The following is a 17,388-nucleotide window of genomic DNA, read 5'->3' on the forward strand; positions in this document are numbered from 1 at the left end:
GAAGCCAGGGTGCGACACCGGCCCGGCTCGACCAGCCAGGAGGACATTCATGAAAAAACTGTTCGCCATCAGGGGATTCGGGCCCTATATTCTCGTCGTGCTGCTGAATGCGATGACGGATCTGGGCCATAAGATCGTCATCCAGAACACGATCTTCAAAAGCTATGAGGGCCCGCCGCAGATTGCCCTGACCGCGGTGGTCAATGCCTTGATCCTGCTGCCCTTTGTTCTCCTGTTCACCCCGAGCGGCTTTTTATCGGATCGTTTCCCCAAACATCGCATCATCCGCATCTGCGCCGCCTGTACCGTGCCTCTGACCGCGATGATTGTGGTCTGTTACCGGCTGGGGCTGTTCTGGCCCGCCTTTGCCCTGACCCTGCTGCTGGCGGCCCAGAGCGCGGTCTATTCACCGGCCAAATACGCCTATCTCAAGGAGTTGGTCGGCAAGGAACGGTTGGCCGGAGGCAATGCCCTGGTGCAGGCCGTGACCATCGTCGCGATTCTTGCCGGTGGTCTGATCTATTCGATCCTTTTTGAAACGTTTCTGACCGGCGGCGAGCAGACGCCGGCAGCCATGTTGCAGGCTGTGGCACCCTGCGGCTACCTGCTGCTGGCGGGGGCGGTGGCTGAAACCCTGTTGGCTTTTGTGCTGCCCCTGACCTCCAAGGGCAACCCCGGCATGCATCTGGCCTGGCCCGATTATCTGCGGGGGCGCTATCTGCGTGCCAACCTGCGCCTGGTATCGGGCAACGAGGTCATTCGACTGTCGGTATTCGGTCTGAGCCTGTTCTGGGCGGTAAACCAGGTCCTGCTGGCCTCCTTCGGCGAATATCTGAAATCCGCCACTGGCGAAACCAATACGGTGGTGGCTCAGGGATTGCTCATGTTCGGCGGGGTGGGATTGATTTTCGGCTCCATGTCCGCCGGCAAGTTCAGCAAGAATTACATCGAAACCGGTCTGATCCCGGCGGCGGCGGTGGTGATGACCGGGATTCTCTTCCTCCTGTCCGGCTTTACCCATCCGGTGGTGCTGGGCGCGTTGCTGTTCGTGTACGGCATGGCCGGCGGGATGCTGGTGGTGCCTCTCAATGCCCTCATCCAGTTCAATGCCCGGGAGCGGGACCTTGGTCGGGTGTTGGCCGGCAACAATTTTCTCCAGACCCTGGCCATGTTGCTGTTTCTCGGCGGCACGGTGGCGGCCGCCCGCCATGGGGTGAGCAGCGTACCCCTGTTTCGCGTCCTGGCCCTGGTGGTGCTGCTCGGCACCGCCTACTCCCTCTGGAAGTTGCCCCAATCCCTGTTGCGCTTTCTGCTGCGGGCCGTCATGGCGCAACGTTATGACATCACCGTCTTTGGCCTGAAACACATTCCTTCCCAGGGCGGGGTGCTGTTGCTCGGCAACCATACCAGCTTTCTGGATTGGGCGGTGCTGCAGTTGGCGGTGCCGCGCCGCATGCGTTTTGTCATGGACCGGGCCATTTACGAACGCTGGTATTGGCGCTGGGCCTTGGACCTGTTTCGCGCCATTCCCATCTCCGCGCGAGGCTATCGCGGGGCCTTGCGGGAAGTGAGCCGTTCCCTGGAGCGGGGCGAGGTGGTGGTGCTGTTCCCCGAGGGAGCAGTGAGCCGCAACGGCCAGATGGGGGAGTTCAAGCGCGGGTTCGAAGAGGCCGCCCGCCGGGCGGAATGTGTCATCGTGCCCTTTTATCTGCACGGCCTGTGGGGCAGCGTGTTTTCCTTTGCCTCAAAAAAGCTGCGTCGCATCACCGGCATCGGCATGGTGCGGGAAGTGACCATCTGCTTCGGCGCACCGCTGCCGGCCGCGACCGAGGCCAAGGAGGTCAAGTCGGCGGTGTTTCAACTTTCCATCGCAGCCTGGCAACATTATGCCGAAACTTTTGAGCCCTTGGGCGCAACCTGGCTCAAGAGCGTGAAACAGCGGCCGGCCGCGACCTGCGTCATCGATGCCGACGGGGCGGCTTTTTCCGGAACGCGGTTGCTGGCGGCCTGTCTGGCCATGTCCCGCCGCTTGGGGCGGTTGGCGGCCGGGCGGCAGAATGTCGGCGTATTGCTGCCTCCCAGTGCCGGCGGCATCATCGCCAACCTGGCCCTGCTGCTGCGCGGCAAGACCGTGGTCAACCTGAACTATACCAGCAGTACCGGCGTGTTGGATGCGTGCCTGAGCCGGGCCGGGGTCGACACCATTGTCACCTCCGAACGGTTCCTGACCCGTCTGCAGGCCAAGGGCTTCCATCTGGAAGCGGCTTTTGCCGGTCGCCGGGTGGTTCATCTGGAACAGGTCAAGCGCGAATTGGGCAAACCGCTGCTGCTGACCTGTCTGCTGCTGGCGCGACTGCTGCCGGTGTTTCTGCTGCAGGCCTGGTTCTGCAAACGGGTGAAGCGGACCGACACGGCGGCGATTCTGTTCAGCAGCGGCAGCGAGGGCGTTCCCAAGGGCATCATGTTGAGCCATGCCAATATGGTCGGCAATATTCGCCAGGTGGCCTGTCTGCTCAATGCCCGTGAGGATGATGTCATCCTTTCGACTCTGCCCCTGTTTCATGCATTCGGTTTGACCATCACCACTTTGCTGCCCCTCATGGAGGGCATCCCCCTGGTCTGCCAGCCCGATCCTACGGACGGCGCCAAGGTCGGACGCCTGGTTGCGGCTCACGGCGTGACCATTCTCTGCGGCACCCCGACCTTCCTGGGTCTGTATGCCCGCAACAAGAAGGTGCATCCCCTCATGTTCCGGAGCCTGCGCCAGGTAGTGGCCGGCGCCGAACGGTTGTCCGAGGATATCCGCAAAACGTTTCGCGACCGTTTCGGGCTGGAAATTCACGAAGGCTACGGCACCACGGAGACCACCCCGGTGGCCAGCGTCAATGTCAACGATGCCATGAATCTGGCGGATTTTTCCGTGCAGAGGGGCAACAAACCGGGCACCGTGGGCCTGCCCCTGCCGGGCAGCACCTTCCGCATCGTCGATCCCGGCACCCTGGAAGACCTGCCCCGGGGGCAGGCCGGCCTGATTCTCATCGGCGGGACCCAGATCATGCAGGGCTACCTGGACGATGCCGAGCGGACCCGGGAAGCAATTGTCGAAAAGGATGGCATCCGTTGGTACAAGAGCGGCGACAAGGGGTGCCTGGACGAGGACGGCTTTCTCACCATCCTCGGCCGGTATTCCCGTTTTGCCAAAATCGGCGGTGAAATGGTCAGTCTGGCCATGGTGGAGGATGCGCTGCTGAAAGTGGCCCCGGCCGGCAGCGAAGTACTGGCCGTAGCCCTGCCGGATGCCAGAAAGGGAGAGCGGATCGTGGCCCTGGTGGTCTCCGACCATCCCCTCGAGGATCTGAAAAGAGCGCTGCAGGGCGAACTGGCTCCCATCATGATGCCGGCGGCCCTGTATCCGGTGCCGGCGATCCCGAAACTCGGCACCGGCAAGACCGATTTGGGGACGGCAAAGCAATGGGCTCAGCAGTTCTGCGCCGCCGGCTGAGACTCAGTTGGCTCCGCGGTGAATGGCTTCGCCGACCTTTTCGATATCCCTGCCGATGCCGGAGATGGTATTGCAGGCAGCCAGAGATAAAATTAGCAGGATCAGGATGGTGATTTTCATACTCTCCTCCAGGTAACATAACGGCAGTGAAACGGCCTGAATGGTTCAAAAGATAGGGGCGAATCGGGGTCGAAGGCAAGCCCCAAAATGGTTGAAATTCCTTTCCTCGGTTTCGCCGGGCCGGCAACAGCTTTTTGTGCTGAAAAAATAACCTCGCAGAATCGGGGGGTTTTGAGAAACAGGGATTTGGTGCTTGATCTGCCGGCGGCATTTTGCTAGTAGTATACGTTCCAATTTATGTTCGAGGAGGGTACATCCATGGGTTTGATGGCTGGAAAACGCGGCATCGTGTTCGGTGTGGCCAATGAACTGAGCATCGCCTGGGGCATCGCCCAGCAGCTCCATGCCGCCGGGGCCACCCTGGCCTTTACCTATCTCAATGAAGCTTTGGAAAAGCGGGTCCGGCCGCTGGCCGAAAGCGTCGACGCGGATCTGATTCTGCCCTGCGATCTGAGCCGGGATGAAGATATCGACCAAGTCTTTGCCGAGGTGGAAAAGCAATGGGGCAGCCTGGATTTCGTGGTGCATGCCGTGGCCTTCGCCAACCGGGACGACCTGAAAAATCCCTTTTCCCAGACCCGTCGTGAAAACTTCCTGCTGGCCATGGACATCAGCGCCTACACCCTGGTGGCCGTGACCCGGGGGGCCGCTCCCCTGATGAAGCAGGGCGGCAGTATCGTCACCCTTACCTACCTCGGCTCCCAGCGCGCCGTGCCCAGCTACAATGTCATGGGCGTGGCCAAGGCCGCCCTGGAGGCTTCCACCCGCTATCTGGCGGCAGAGTTGGGCGAACGCGGCATCCGCGTCAATGCCCTGTCCGCCGGGCCCATCAAGACCCTGGCCTCTTCGGCGGTCAGCGGCATGAAGGAAAAGCTCAAGATGATGGACGAACGCGCGCCCCTGCGGCGCACCGTATCCCAGGATGAAGTGGGGAAATCGGCACTCTACCTGCTCTCCGATCTGGCCAGCGGGGTGACCGGGGAAGTCCACTATGTTGACGCCGGCTTCAATTTTGTTGTGGCCTGAGAACAGGAGACCGGCCGATTTTTCGCACGCACATAACGAGGGCCCTGCGGGGCCCTTTTTTTGTCGGAAAGCGGAACCACGGTGATTTTTGGCAATGACAAGGGGCTCAAGCCGAGTCAGATCCAGGCACTGGAGCGTATCTACCGGCGCCGGGTGCCGGCTGATCAACTGATCAGCGGCGAACTGGCCCGTTATCTGACCGAGCAGTCCTTCCAAATCCATCGCCAGTTGGGCCTGATCATCGATCGCGCCGGGGAGATCCAACATGTCATCGTCGGCGACGATCGGGAGATTTTCATTCCCGATCTGTCCGCCTACGGCTGCGGCCGCAGCGGTCTGCGCGGCCTGCGCTGCGTCCACACCCACCTGCGCGGCGAACCCCTTTCGGAAGACGACCTGACCGACCTGGCGTTGCTGCGTCTCGATCTGTTGGCGGCCATCGAGGTCGGCGATCGGGGTCTGCCGGGGGCGGTGCATTATGCCCATCTGCTGCCCCCCAACCCCTCCGGTCGGACGGTGGAAGTGCTGCAGGCCCCCTCGGTCTACGATCTGGACCGGGACTTCTCGGCCTTGATCCGTTCCCTGGAACAGGAACTGGAAGCCCGCATGGCGGAGACGGTGGATCTGTCCGATCCCCGGGAGCGGGCGATTCTGATCTCCGTCAGCACCCAGAGCCGTCACGACACGGAAGATTCCCTGGATGAACTGGCGGAACTGGCCCGGACCGCCGACGTCGTGGTACTGGATCGCTTCATCCAGCGACCGCGCCAGATCAACCCCAAATATCTGATGGGGCAGGGCAAGGTCAAGGAGGTCATCATTCGGGCCATGCAGCGCGGCGCCACCCTGCTGATCTTCGACCAGGATCTGACCCCCGCCCAGGTGCGGGCCATCAGCGAAATCACCGACCTCAAGGTCATAGATCGTTCCCAGCTGATTCTCGACATCTTCGCCCGCCGGGCTCAGACCCGGGACGGCAAGGTGCAGGTGGAACTGGCCCAGCTCAAATATATCCTGCCGCGCCTGGTTGGCCGCGGGGTCGCCTTCAGCCGTCTGATGGGCGGCATCGGCGGTCGCGGACCGGGCGAAACCAAGTTGGAGGTCGATCGTCGGCGCATTCGAGACCGCATCGCCCGGCTGGAAAACCAGCTCAAGGAGCTGTCCCGGGGTCGGCTGCAACGCCGGCAGCGGCGGGTACGGGCCGGGATTCCCATCATTTCCATCGTCGGCTACACCAATGCCGGCAAATCGACCTTGCTCAATGCCCTCACCCAGAGTGAGGTGCTGACCGAAGACCTGCTGTTCGCCACCCTCGATACGGCCAGCCGCCGCCTGCGTTTTCCTGAAGAGCGGGAGGTCATCATCACCGATACGGTGGGTTTTATCCGTCAGTTGCCAAAAAGTCTGCTCGGTGCGTTTCGTGCAACCCTGGAGGAACTGGCCGATGCCGATCTGCTTTTGCACCTGGTGGATCTGGCGAATCCGCGCTTTGAAGAACAGATTCAAGCGGTGGAAAGAATTTTGCAGGAGCTGGACCTGGATCGTATTCCCCGCTTGCTGGTGTTCAACAAGATCGATCTGGTTCCAGAGGATGAAGCTGCGGCTTTGTGCCGCCGTTACGCGGCTTTGGGTGTCAGTGCCCGGGATCGCCGAACCTTTGCCCCGCTGCTCATGGCGTTGCAGGAGCGTTGTTGGCCTGCGGCGGCCAGCGGGGCCACGGAAGGATCACATGATGCAGATGAATAGGTTGAAAACCCCGGTAGTTTCCCGATTGATCATGATGTTTGCCATGCTGGTGTTGTCCGGCTGCCTGGCGCCGCCGCCCTCACCCGGCGAGGCCGGTGCCCTTGGAACCGCACCCGCCCCGGAACCCCTTGCCGGTGGCGGCCGCAAACGAGGACCGTTGCCGGTCGCCGAGGCCCTCGATGAACTCGGTCCCGCACGGACCAAAATTGGCCAAGTCTGCAGTGACGAGGAAGGCGATCCCGAGGATCCTGAAGCCCAGGAGGACATGCAGGTCCTGGCCGCCGCCGACGAGGCTGCGCCGGAAGATGAAGGCCGGACGGAACTCGAAGACCAGTTGGTGTTTCAACTGCCGGTAGTCGAAAACGACAAAGTCCGGCATTATATCGAATACTACACGGGGCGCGGTCAAAACGGCTTGCGCCGCGTTCTGGAACGCTCCGGGCGCTATCTGCCCATGATGCAGGAAATCTTTACCGGTGAGGGGCTGCCTCCGGAACTCAGTTACCTGGCCCTCATCGAATCCGGTTTCAACCCCTTCGCCGTCAGCAGTGCTTCGGCCACCGGTCCCTGGCAATTCATGGAAGGCACGGCCCGTCTGTACGACCTGAAAAACGACCGGTGGCGGGACGAACGCCGCGATCCGGTCAAGTCGACGCGCGCCGCGGCGCGCCATCTGCGGGATCTGCACCAGCGCTTCAACGGCAACTGGCCGCTGGCCATCGCCGCTTACAATGCCGGTTCCGGGCGGGTGGAAAACGCCGTCCGCAGCGGCGGTAGCGATGATTTCTGGGTACTCAGTCGGGGCGGTCATCTGCCACGGGAAACCCGCAACTATTTGCCGAAATTGTATGCGGTGTTGCACATTGTGCAGGATCCGGCCCGCTACGGCCTGGACAATCTGCAATACCAGCCGCCCCTGACCTTCGACACGGTGCAGCTTCCAGGGGGAACCAATCTGGCCATGGTCGCCGACTTTTGCGACAACGACAAGGATTCCATTCGCTATCTCAACCCGGAACTCAAGCGCTTGGCCGTCCCGCCGGATGCCGGCCCATACCCCCTGCGCATCCCCTTCGGCCAGGAGCAGGATTTCAAGCTGGCCCTTGCCCGGGTACCGGCCGGTCAGCTGAACGGAGCGCAGCGTCACCGCATCCGTCCCGGGGACACCCCGTACAAGTTGGCTCGTCAGTACGGGATCAAGGTCCAGGATTTGCTGGCCGTGAACCGCATCGACAATCCCCGTTCCCTGAAGGTGGGTGACGAACTGATCGTGCCCGCCGACGGTGCCCGCGTGGCGTCCGATGCGAGGCCGGTAGCAGGCGCCGCTCAGGCAACGCCCACCTACCAGGTACGCAAGGGCGACACCCTGTGGAGCATCGCGCGGCGGTTTCAGGTCAAGGTCCAGGATTTGACAGCCTGGAACGGCTTGACTCGGCAAAGTGTTCTGCACCCGGGCACCACCATCCAGTTGGCGGCGGCACAGCGGGATGAGGCTGGGCAGCGGATTGTCTACCAGGTGCGTCCCGGCGATACCCTGTGGGCCATCAGCCAACGATTCGCTCTGGATGTCCACCAGATCCTTGATTGGAACCAGTTGGATAGGAATCAGGTCCTGCAACCCGGCCAGAAGCTGACTTTGTTGCTGCCAAGGGATGGACGCGGATAAGTTTTTGACTTTTTTTCAGGGCGTTGCTAAACTTCGCCGGCAGTTGTTCCCATTCTGAAAGGATGAAGGCAATCATGATCAACCTGGCGATATCCTTGGCCATTTACGTCCTGACGGTGACGCTGCTGCGGGCCGGAGCCGGTCTGGAGTGGATCTGGGCGATACTGGCCGGCCTGTTGGCCTTCGCCGGAAGCTTTTTTCTGCTGAGTCGACGCATCACCAAAATGCTGACGGCCACCATGGAAAGCGTACAGCGCGATCTGCAGGCCGGACGTGCCGAAAAGGCCATCAAATCTCTGGAAGCGCTGCTGCCCATGGGCAAGTGGCAGTTCACGGTTGCCGGGCAGTTGAACGCCCAGATCGGCAGCATTCATTATCTGCGCCGGGATTTCGGCAAAGCCTTCGACTATTTGCAGAAGGGCATGAGCCGCCATTGGCCGGCCATGGGCATGTTGGCCATCTGTTACATGAAGCGGAACAAGACCCAGCAGATGTCGGCCACCTTCGAGAAAGCCCTGGCCGTTACCCGCAAGGAGCCTCTGCTCTGGAACCTGTATGCGTTCTGTCTCGAGAAGGTCGGCGAGGTCGGCAAGGCGCAGGAGGTGCTGCAGAAAGCCCTGAAAAAGGTCGGCGGCGATGAGCGGTTGGCGGAAAATCTGGCGGCGCTGCAAGCCGGGAAGAAGATGAAGATGCAGGTTTACGGCGACGCCTGGTACCAATTCCATCTGGAGAAGACCGGTGCGCTGGTCAAGCAACAGACCAAGGCCGTACAGGGACGGCGCAAAATCGTCAGGCGGTAGACGGCATGGCTCGAAACAAGGACAAAGCGAGCGGCAAACAGGTTTTTTCGGCAAACCCCTTCAAGCAGTTGAAGGGGTTTGCCGTTTCCAAGGAAGAGGTTCCTGCACCGGTGACCAAACCCCAAGGCAAGGTGGAAGAACTGCCGGAGGAAGAGCTGTTTGCCCATGAAATGGAGCGTCTCGGTGTCAAGGAGCAGCCTTCTGCCATGCCGGGACGGGCACTGCCGCCGGAGACGGCGCAGGAGCGAAGGTCAGCGCCTACCCCTCCACCAAAGGACGATGGGGAGTTGTTCCTGCATGCCCTCGGCCAGATGGATGCCGTGTTTCGGGACGAATTTCCGGAAGAGCCGCAGTTGCGCGCCCAACCGGCCCGCATGAAGCAGTTGCGCCAGGGACGCCTGACGCCCCAAGCACAGCTCGATCTGCATGGCCTGTCCCGTGAGACAGCCTTGGAGCGGGTCGGGTTTTTCCTTCAGGATGCGGCCTACCAGGGCTGGGGTACGGTCCTGGTGATTACCGGTCAGGGCAAGCGCTCCGAGGACGGCCCGGTGTTGCGGGCGGCCGTAGAGCGCTATCTCGCCGAGGCCGGCGGAGCCTGGGTGGCCGAATGGGGCCGCGCCCCGGCCCGCTACGGGGGCGATGGCGCCCTGGTGGTTTTTCTCAAGGCCCGCGGGCGGCCATAAAGCAGGAGGCCGGAGCAGTGCTCCGGCCTCTTTGGTTAAAAACAGGATCAGGACGGGCTGTCGGCCTTGTCGTCACCTTCACCCCCGGATTCGGAAGGGCTTTCCTGTCCGGAAGGTTGCTGGTCTTTTGCGGCGGCATTTTTGCGGGGACGCCCGCGGCGCGCGGGCTTTTTGGCATCCGTCGCCGGTACCGGGCTTTCCGCTGGGGCGCTTTCGCCCGCAGATGCAGGCATTTCTGTCGTTTCGGCAACTGCGCTGCCGGTACCCGGTTGCTTTGCCTTGGTGGTCCGGCGAGGCCGGGGCCGGTTGGAACGCGCTGGCGGTTTGGCCGCCGCCTGGTCAGACCCGGCCGCAGGCGGTTCACCCATCGCTGCTGCCGTTTCATTTCCGGCCGGCGGTGGATTTTCCCCTCCGGTTGCCGCGGGCTGTTCCCGCTTTGTAGCCGGTTTGCGCCGACGCCGGGGACGGGAGGGCGCCTTCCCGTCCTGGGACTCCGGCTTCGAGGCTGCGGCGGCCTCCATGGGGGCCTCGTCCAACGGTTCAACAGTTTCTGCCGTCACTGCAGGCCCTTCTATAGTCTCCACAATTTGTAAAGGCTCTAAAGTCTCCGCAGTCTCTACAGTTTCCGCAGTCACGATAGTCCCTGTCGTCTCTGCAGTCCCTTCACTCTCAATGTTCTCCACCACTTCCACGGCCAGTGCCGGTTCCTCAACGGCTGCCGGTTTCTTCCGGCGCCGCGAGCGGCGTTTCTTTTTCGCGGGCTTGTCGGCACTTGACGGTTCTGCTGCCGCAGTGGCTTCGGTTGCTTCCGCCGGTTCTTCCATATCGGACGCCTCGGCCCCTTCCAGCAGCACCCGATTGGCCTCGACATACTGGGTCTCTTCGACTTTTTCCTTTTCCCGGCGCTGGAAATCCACTTCCGCCTGGCCGGCGATAAAATCCGGGCAGGCGTGGATGTACAGGGCGACATCATTCTTGCGTTCGATGGCCAGCAGTTCCTCGCGCTTGTTATTGAGCAGGTAGGCGGCCACATCCAGGGGCAACTGCGCTTCGATGCGTCCGATGTTGCCCTTGGCGAGGCCGGCATGGATGCGCCGCAGCAGGGCCAGGGCCTGGGATTCTGAGGTCTTGATGCGGCCGCTGCCGTGACAATGGGGGCAGGGCAGATAGGCGGCGGCCGCCAGGGCCGATTTGATGCGCTGCCGGCTCATTTCCAGCAAGCCGAACTGGCTGATGCGGCCGATGGTGACCCGGGCCTTGTCGTACTTGAGGGCATCCTTGAGGGCTTTTTCCACTTCGCGAGTGTGCTTGCGGTCCCGCATGTCGATGAAGTCGATGACCACCAGGCCGCCGAGGTCGCGCAGGCGCAACTGCCGGGCCGCCTCCACGGCCGCCTCCAAATTGGTTTTAAAGGCGGTGGCTTCCACTCCCTGCTCGCTGGCCATCTTCCCGGAGTTGACGTCGATGGCCACCAGGGCCTCGGTGGAGTCGATGACGATGGAACCCCCGGACGGCAGCATGACCTTATTCTTGGTGATGGTGTCGATTTGCTCTTCAATCTGGTAGCGGGAGAAGATGGGCCGCCGCTCCTGGTGCAGTTTGACCAATTGGGCGTATTCCGGCATGACCTCCTGGAAAAATTCCCGGGCCTCGGCGGCCACCCGGGCATCATCCACCAGCACCTCGTCCATCTCGTCACTGAAATAATCGCGGATGGACCGGATGACCAGGTTGGATTCCTTGTAGATCAGGGCTGGTGCCTTGCTGGCCTGGCCCTGTTGCCGGATTTTTTCGTACAAGCGCAGCAGGTAATCGACATCCCGTTTCAGATCGGTTTTCTTCTGCACGCTGCCGGCGGTCCGGACGATATAGCCCATGTGGTCCGGCAATTCCAGGCTCTCCATGATCTCCTTGAGTTTTTTTCGGTCGCCTTCCTTTTCAATTTTGCGTGAGATGCCCTTGGTATCCGTTTCCGGCATCAGCACCATATAGCGACCGGGCAGGGACAGGTAGGTGGTCAGCGCCGCCCCTTTGGTGCCACGCTCTTCCTTGACCACCTGCACCAGGATCTCCTGGCCGCGGCGCAGCAGATCGGTGATGCGCGGCCGTTTGCCCGCCTCGGTCCGGCTTTCGGCGTCGCGGAAAAAGGTGGGATGAATTTCGCCGATCTGCAGAAAACCCAGGCGCTCACTGCCGAAATCGACAAAGGCCGCCTGCAGACCCGATTCCACCCGGGCGACAACGGCCTTGTAAATGTTGCCTTTGGTCTGTTCCTTGCCGGCGATTTCAATGTCGAGTTCGGTCAGGTTGCCGTCCTCGATAATGGCCACCCGGTGTTCCTCGGGATGGGTGGCGTTGATCAACATCTTTTTAGCCATATAAATCCTTCCGACCGCCGTGACGGCGGTCTCAACAGGTGTGACGGTCCTTGGGAGTCGGACCGTTTTGTCTTCTGCCGGAGCAAGGCGGAACAGCGTAGATGAAAAACGACGCTGTGGTCCGCTGCCGCATCGACGGAAGACACGCAATTCGGTGGTTAAACTTTTCTCTATCGTCAGGGCGCGGAGCCCGACCGTAGCGCAGATACGAATCCGGTAAAACGTGCCAGAGGGGACAACGGGCGCGCGGTTGGGCCCGCTGAGCAGCGGCAAGCAACGGTGGAAGAGGCCGCGTTTCAAGGTTTTACCAAGTTTGCATATTGTGCTATAAAAAGAGCCATGCTTCAACTACGAAATATTACCAAGGATTTTGGGCAGCGACGGATTTTTTCCGGCATCGACTGGCATATTCGGCCCGCTGACCGCATCGGTTTGTGCGGTGAGAACGGCTCCGGCAAGACCACCATGCTGCGCGTGCTGGCCGGCGAACTCACGGTGGATGCCGGCAACCTGCAGGTCGCCCGGGGCACCAGCTTCGGCTACCTGCCTCAGGAGGGCCTGAGCCATGCCGGCCGGCCTCTTTACGAAGAGGTGCGTTCAGCCCTGGCCGAATTGATGGCCATGGAAACCGAGTTGCAGGATCTGGAGCAGCAGATTGCCGCCGCCGGCCGCCCGGAGGCGATGGCACGCTACGCAACGCTGCAGGAGGCGTTCCGCCAGGGCGGCGGCTACACCATGACCGCCGAAATCGGCAAGGTCCTGGCCGGACTGGGGTTTGCCGAGACCGACTGGGAGCGTCCCTGCGAGCATTTTTCCGGTGGTTGGCAGATGCGCATCGCCTTGGCCAAACTGTTGCTGCGCCGGCCCAACCTGCTGCTGCTCGATGAGCCGACCAACCATCTCGACCTGCCGGCCCGCGACTGGCTGGAAGAATACCTGATCAACTATCCCTTCGCCGTGGTCCTGGTGTCCCATGATCGGTTCTTTCTCGATCGCGTGGTCGGGCGCATTGTCGAACTGTGGAACGGCAGCCTCACTGAGTATCCGGGCAACTACAGCCAGTACCTGGTTGCCCGGGAGGCGCGCGTGGCTGCCTTGCGGGCGGCCCGCCAGCGTCAGGACGAGGAAATCGCCCGTATCGAGGCTTTCATCAGCCGCTTCCGCTATCAGGCCAATCGCGCGCCGCAGGTTCAAAGCCGCATCAAGCAGCTGGAAAAAATCGAACGCATCGAGGTGCCGCCGCAGCGCAAGACCATCGCTTTTCGCTTCCCCGATCCACCCGCCGGTGGCCGGCAGGTTCTGGCCCTGGAGGGGGTCGAGCATGGCTACGGGTCCCTGAGCGTGCTGCAGGACGTGAACCTGGCCATGGAGCGGGGCGAGCGGTTGGCCCTGGTCGGTGCCAACGGCGCCGGCAAATCGACCCTGATGCGCCTGCTGGCGGCAGCCGAGACGCCGCGCCGGGGTACGCGGCGGGAGGGCCATAATCTGCAGTTGGCCTATTTTGCCCAGGATCAGGCCCGGGTCCTGAATCCGGAAGCCACCGTGCTGCAGCAGATCACGAATGCGGCGCCCTTCGACATGGTGCCGCGGGTGCGGGACATCCTTGGCGCCTTCCTGTTTTCCGGGGACGATGTGCAGAAACCGGTGGCGGTCTTGTCCGGGGGCGAAAAAAACCGCCTGGCCCTGGCCATTTTGCTATTGCGGCCGGCCAATCTGTTGTTGCTGGACGAACCGACCAATCACCTTGATCTCCAATCCAAGGAAGTGTTGCTCGAATCCCTGCGCCATTACCGGGGCAGCATCGTCTTCGTTTCCCATGACCGGTACTTCGTCGACCAATTGGCTACCCGGGTAGTGGAGGTGGGCGCCGGCAAGGTTCAATCCTATCTCGGCAACTACGAGGATTTTCTGCGCGCCAAGACCGCTCAGGGAGACGTTACCCATTCCGCGCAGCGGGTCGAGCAAGGCCGGACCCCGACCGCCGCGGCTGCCGTCGCCGTCGCCGGTGCCCAGAACCAGGAAGAGCGCAAGGCTGCCAAGCGCGAACAGCGGCGTCGTCAGAAGGAGATCGAAGAGATCGAAGCCTGCATCGAGCAGCGGGAGGCGGAATTGACTGCCGCCGAAGAGCAGTTGGCCGATCCGGAATTCTACCAGGATCCGGACCGTAGCCGGATTCTGGCCGCCCGTTATCAGCAATTGCAGGAGGATGTGGCGGCTCTTTACCAGCGTTGGGAGGACCTGCAGTATGAGGAAAGCGCCTGACAGTCTCCCAGGCGGACCGTGCCCATGGGCTGGCAGCAAGGAGGAAACATGATACAACTGCCGCGCGGCAAAGCGGTCAAGGAAGCCATCAACCCGGTGCGCATGGATTGGCTGGAGGCCCTGGAAAAGCTCCACGGCGGCCGGTTTTCCGGCTATCTGCACTGCTCCGCCGGCAGCAATGCCGGCCTGGTGCTGTTCGTGCAGGGCGCCCTGTCCCTGGCGCGGTTCAGTTGTGGCGCCGGCCGACAGGACGGTGGGCCGGCCCTGTCCCGTCTCTTTGCCCTGGCGCTGAGCGGTGCCGCCAGTCTCAGCATCTTTCGCCTGACCCCCGCCCTGGCGGGCCGGGTGCACGATCTGCTGGCCGGGGAATTCCTGTATCGCGGCCAGGACCGCGAGATTCTCGACATTCCCTATCTCCTCGGCCAATTGCGGGAGGAATGCTTCAACGGCGGTCTGCTGGTACGGGCCGCAGAGCGTGCGGCGCTCATTTTCTACCAGGCCGGCGTCCCTCTCGGGTTCTTTCACGACGGGGCACAGGAACTCGCCGAGCAGGCGGAACTCAATGCCTCGGTGGCCTGGCTGCCGGGCGCCAAAATCGATGTGATTCGCGCCGACTGGTCCACGGCGTCGGAGCGTCCCGATCTGTTGCAGGACATCGATCTGCTGCAGATCTGGCAAGAGGCGCTGATGGCTGCCGGACCCGGCCGGGAGGCGGCGGAATTGTGAGGGGAGGACAGCATGGACCGGACCAGCACCCGTTTTGGACGCATCGAAGTGAGGTTGGGGGATATCACCCGGGTTGAGGTGGATGCCATCGTCAATGCCGCCAACAGCAGCCTGCTCGGCGGCGGCGGGGTGGACGGTGCCATACACCGCGCCGCCGGACCCCAATTGCTGCAGGAATGCCGTACTCTGCAGGGCTGTCCCACCGGTCAGGCCAAGTTGACCGGTGGCTACCGCCTGCCGGCCCGGCATGTCATTCACACCGTCGGCCCCGTCTATCACGGTCGGCCCGAGGACGCCAGGCTCCTCGCCTCCTGCTACCGCAACAGCCTGCTGCTGGCCGCGGCCCAGGGCCTGCAGTCCATCGCCTTTCCCGCCATCAGTTGCGGCATTTACGGCTATCCCATCGACGAGGCCAGCCGCATCGCGGTGCGCACGGTGCAGGAGTTTCTCGCCTCCCACGCCTTGCCGGAGACCGTGCTGTTCGTACTGTTTTCACCGGAATTTTATGACCTGTACTGTGAACTGCTGCGGGTTGCGGAGAACCGATAAAGCCTTTCTGCACCGTTTGGGGCGGTTGTGCCCCGGGTGCTTCATGATCGGGCTCGCTATTTGCTATAATGACATGACTCGTTGAATAATTTGAACCGGCGCAACCGGGAGCCCTCATGGATCAAGACTACACAGATTTTGCCGAGGAAGACGACACGCGCCTGATACAGGCCCATCGAGCCCTCAACCAGGGGGATGACGCTCTGGCCCTGGAATTGGCCGAGGACTATCTGGCGGATTTTCCACTGAATGTGGATGCCCTCAACCTGTGCGCCGTGGCCGCCGGCAATGTCGGTGACGGTGCCAAGGCCCTGGCCCTGTATGGCAAGGCTCTGCTGTTGGATCCCGACAATGGCGCCATGCACTATAATTTCGGGATGCTGCTGCAGCAGATGGAGCTGCGCGAGGCCGCCTTGTGGCATTTGCAGCGGGCCTTGGAACTTCAGCCCGACTTTCCGGAAATCTACCTCAGTCTGGGCAATCTCCTGGATGAGGCAGGCCGCCCCGCCGAGGCCCTGCCGCTGTTTACCGAAGCGTTGCGGCGTGCAGCGCCCAATGTCGCCGATGTCTATTTCAGCCAGGGTTGTGCGCTCAACCGTTTGGAACGCTTTGCCGAAGCCCTGGATTGCTTCGATCGTGTTCTGCGGTTGCAGCCCCGCTCCGCTCCGGCTTGGAACGGCAGGGGCTACGCCCTCTCCGGCTTGGGCAAGGAAAACCAGGCCCTGAAGTCCTTTCGCCAGGCGGCCCGCCTGGCGCCGGAGATGGCCGGCTTCCGCTTCAACTGCGGCCTGTCCCTGTGCCGTATGGGGCAGGACGATGCCGCTCTGCGGCAGTTCGACCTGGCCTGGGAGCGGGGTCGGGATTTTTGGCCGGCCCTCTGGGAAAAAATCCTTCTGCTCATTCGCCTGGGGCGCCTGGAGGAGGCTGGGGCGGCCCTGTCCGCAGTGAAGAAAGGCGCCGCCAAGCGTTGTGAATGGCATTTTTGTCTGGGCCTGCTGCGGGCTGCCGGGGAGGATTGGCCGGCAGCTTTGGCCGCCCTGGATCGATGCCTGGCCCTGGAGCCGGATGCCTTGTATGCCCAGAAGGAGAAAGGCCGGGTGCTCATGGCTCTCGGGCGTCTTGAAGAAGCCCTGCGCTGTTTTGACGCGGTGCTGCAACTTGCCGAGGGCGATCCCCAGGTGGATTACCATCGGGCCTGCGTATTGGCCCGCCAGGGCCGGCCGCGTCTGGCCATCCAGGCTCTGAGCCGGGCGGCGGACGGCGACCCCGGTTTTCTGCAGGCCGCCGCCTTCGACCATGCTTTCGACGGAGTACGCAATCTGCCGTCCTTTCAGCGGTTGTTTAAAATGAAGAAGGCGGAGGGTTGATAAGAGCAGGCTGAAGGCTGAAGGCGGAAGGCGGAAGGCGGAAGGCGGAAGGCGGAAGGAAAGGCAAGAGCTAAATTCGAAAGGGGCGGGGAGGGTTATGCAGCGTTTGCTCATCGGTGTCATCGGGGCTTCCCGGGCCAGTGCTCGGGGTTGCGATCGGGCCCGGCAGGTCGGGCGTCTCATCGCCCTGGGCGGTGCAGTGCTGGTCTGTGGCGGCCTCGGCGGTGTCATGACCGCGGCCTGCCAGGGCGCTTGCGAGGTTGGCGGCGAAACCCTCGGGCTGCTGCCCGGCGGGGATCCGTGCGAGGCCAACCCGTTTGTGACCCTGGCGGTACCCACCAATATGGGCCATGCCCGCAATATCATCATCGCCCATACCGCCCGGGCTCTCATCGCCATCGAAGGTGAGTACGGCACCCTGGCGGAAATGGCCATCGCCCTCAAACTGGGTCGGCCGGTCATCGCCCTCGACAGCTGGCCGTCCCTGCCCGGCATCATTCATGCCGGTTCCGCCGAAGAAGCGGTGCAACTGGCTTTTGCACGGCTTGGAAAGTGTCACTGAG

Annotated in this window: 13 protein-coding genes; 11 read left to right on the forward strand and 2 right to left on the reverse strand. The window is 62.3% G+C overall.

The features are described 5' to 3' along the window. Window positions 1-49: 49 nt before the first annotated feature. Window positions 50-3,502, forward strand: coding sequence for an acyl-[ACP]--phospholipid O-acyltransferase (locus JQN68_RS11225; protein ID WP_225072908.1), 3,453 nt, complete (start codon window positions 50-52; stop codon window positions 3,500-3,502). A 3-nt stretch (window positions 3,503-3,505) separates the two neighbouring features. Here the strand turns inward: JQN68_RS11225 and JQN68_RS11230 are convergent, their stop codons facing one another. Further along, window positions 3,506-3,622 (reverse strand): entericidin A/B family lipoprotein, encoded by a 117-nt coding sequence (locus tag JQN68_RS11230; RefSeq protein WP_225072907.1) that lies wholly within the window; start codon window positions 3,620-3,622, stop codon window positions 3,506-3,508. Between the two features lie 258 nt (window positions 3,623-3,880). Between JQN68_RS11230 and JQN68_RS11235 the strand changes: the two genes are divergently transcribed. The 5 genes from JQN68_RS11235 to JQN68_RS11255 all read left to right on the forward strand — a co-directional run bounded on the left by JQN68_RS11235 (window position 3,881) and on the right by JQN68_RS11255 (window position 9,543). Continuing rightward, window positions 3,881-4,648, forward strand: coding sequence for an enoyl-ACP reductase FabI (locus JQN68_RS11235; RefSeq protein ID WP_225072906.1), 768 nt, complete (start codon window positions 3,881-3,883; stop codon window positions 4,646-4,648). Window positions 4,649-4,729: 81 nt separating this feature from the next. Next, window positions 4,730-6,394 carry a GTPase HflX gene (hflX, locus tag JQN68_RS11240; RefSeq protein WP_225072905.1) on the forward strand — a complete coding sequence of 555 codons (1,665 nt, stop codon included), beginning with the start codon at window positions 4,730-4,732 and terminating at the stop codon, window positions 6,392-6,394. After that, complete coding sequence (locus JQN68_RS11245) at window positions 6,387-8,060, forward strand: LysM peptidoglycan-binding domain-containing protein (RefSeq protein WP_249621193.1); 1,674 nt, start codon at window positions 6,387-6,389, stop codon at window positions 8,058-8,060. The genes hflX and JQN68_RS11245 overlap by 8 nt, the downstream gene beginning before the upstream one ends. A gap of 74 nt (window positions 8,061-8,134) precedes the next feature. Continuing rightward, on the forward strand, window positions 8,135-8,860 hold the full coding sequence (locus JQN68_RS11250) for a tetratricopeptide repeat protein (RefSeq protein WP_225072903.1): 726 nt from the start codon (window positions 8,135-8,137) through the stop codon (window positions 8,858-8,860). 5 nt (window positions 8,861-8,865) lie between these two features. Further along, window positions 8,866-9,543 (forward strand): Smr/MutS family protein, encoded by a 678-nt coding sequence (locus JQN68_RS11255; RefSeq protein ID WP_225072902.1) that lies wholly within the window; start codon window positions 8,866-8,868, stop codon window positions 9,541-9,543. A gap of 47 nt (window positions 9,544-9,590) precedes the next feature. Here JQN68_RS11255 and JQN68_RS11260 read toward each other — a convergent pair whose 3' ends face one another. Beyond that, window positions 9,591-11,921: a ribonuclease E/G gene (locus tag JQN68_RS11260; RefSeq protein WP_225072901.1), complete on the reverse strand. Its 2,331-nt coding sequence runs from the start codon at window positions 11,919-11,921 to the stop codon at window positions 9,591-9,593. 339 nt (window positions 11,922-12,260) lie between these two features. On the opposite strand from JQN68_RS11260, the gene JQN68_RS11265 reads away from it, so the two are divergent. The 5 genes from JQN68_RS11265 to JQN68_RS11285 all read left to right on the forward strand — a co-directional run bounded on the left by JQN68_RS11265 (window position 12,261) and on the right by JQN68_RS11285 (window position 17,387). Further along, window positions 12,261-14,183 (forward strand): ABC-F family ATP-binding cassette domain-containing protein, encoded by a 1,923-nt coding sequence (locus JQN68_RS11265; RefSeq protein WP_225072900.1) that lies wholly within the window; start codon window positions 12,261-12,263, stop codon window positions 14,181-14,183. A 48-nt stretch (window positions 14,184-14,231) separates the two neighbouring features. Further along, the gene (locus JQN68_RS11270; RefSeq protein WP_225072899.1) at window positions 14,232-14,909 is read left to right on the forward strand and encodes a hypothetical protein; all 678 of its coding nucleotides are present in this window, start codon (window positions 14,232-14,234) and stop codon (window positions 14,907-14,909) included. Window positions 14,910-14,921: 12 nt separating this feature from the next. Then, entirely contained in the window at window positions 14,922-15,458 is a 537-nt protein-coding gene (locus JQN68_RS11275) for an O-acetyl-ADP-ribose deacetylase (RefSeq protein ID WP_249621194.1), read from the forward strand. A gap of 116 nt (window positions 15,459-15,574) precedes the next feature. Beyond that, window positions 15,575-16,825, forward strand: a complete 1,251-nt coding sequence (locus JQN68_RS11280; RefSeq protein WP_225073403.1) for a tetratricopeptide repeat protein — start codon at window positions 15,575-15,577, stop codon at window positions 16,823-16,825. Window positions 16,826-16,922: 97 nt separating this feature from the next. Further along, a complete protein-coding gene (locus tag JQN68_RS11285; RefSeq protein ID WP_225073402.1) occupies window positions 16,923-17,387 on the forward strand; it encodes a TIGR00725 family protein in 465 nt (154 codons plus the stop codon). The last annotated feature ends 1 nt before the right edge of the window (window position 17,388 follow it).

The sequence above is a fragment of the Desulfuromonas sp. CSMB_57 genome (assembly GCF_020194955.2).
Classification (GTDB): domain Bacteria; phylum Desulfobacterota; class Desulfuromonadia; order Desulfuromonadales; family Syntrophotaleaceae; genus JAFCIY02.

What these genes read in the sequence shown, in the direction of transcription:
- JQN68_RS11225 (WP_225072908.1), top strand. Translation starts at nt 50, where the DNA reads ATGAAAAAACTGTTCGCCATCAGGGGATTCGGGCCCTATATTCTCGTC.
- JQN68_RS11260 (WP_225072901.1), bottom strand. Translation starts at nt 11,921, where the DNA reads ATGGCTAAAAAGATGTTGATCAACGCCACCCATCCCGAGGAACACCGG.
- JQN68_RS11270 (WP_225072899.1), top strand. Translation starts at nt 14,232, where the DNA reads ATGATACAACTGCCGCGCGGCAAAGCGGTCAAGGAAGCCATCAACCCG.
- JQN68_RS11250 (WP_225072903.1), top strand. Translation starts at nt 8,135, where the DNA reads ATGATCAACCTGGCGATATCCTTGGCCATTTACGTCCTGACGGTGACG.
- JQN68_RS11265 (WP_225072900.1), top strand. Translation starts at nt 12,261, where the DNA reads ATGCTTCAACTACGAAATATTACCAAGGATTTTGGGCAGCGACGGATT.
- JQN68_RS11285 (WP_225073402.1), top strand. Translation starts at nt 16,923, where the DNA reads ATGCAGCGTTTGCTCATCGGTGTCATCGGGGCTTCCCGGGCCAGTGCT.
- JQN68_RS11235 (WP_225072906.1), top strand. Translation starts at nt 3,881, where the DNA reads ATGGGTTTGATGGCTGGAAAACGCGGCATCGTGTTCGGTGTGGCCAAT.
- JQN68_RS11245 (WP_249621193.1), top strand. Translation starts at nt 6,387, where the DNA reads ATGAATAGGTTGAAAACCCCGGTAGTTTCCCGATTGATCATGATGTTT.
- JQN68_RS11230 (WP_225072907.1), bottom strand. Translation starts at nt 3,622, where the DNA reads ATGAAAATCACCATCCTGATCCTGCTAATTTTATCTCTGGCTGCCTGC.
- JQN68_RS11255 (WP_225072902.1), top strand. Translation starts at nt 8,866, where the DNA reads ATGGCTCGAAACAAGGACAAAGCGAGCGGCAAACAGGTTTTTTCGGCA.
- JQN68_RS11280 (WP_225073403.1), top strand. Translation starts at nt 15,575, where the DNA reads ATGGATCAAGACTACACAGATTTTGCCGAGGAAGACGACACGCGCCTG.
- JQN68_RS11275 (WP_249621194.1), top strand. Translation starts at nt 14,922, where the DNA reads ATGGACCGGACCAGCACCCGTTTTGGACGCATCGAAGTGAGGTTGGGG.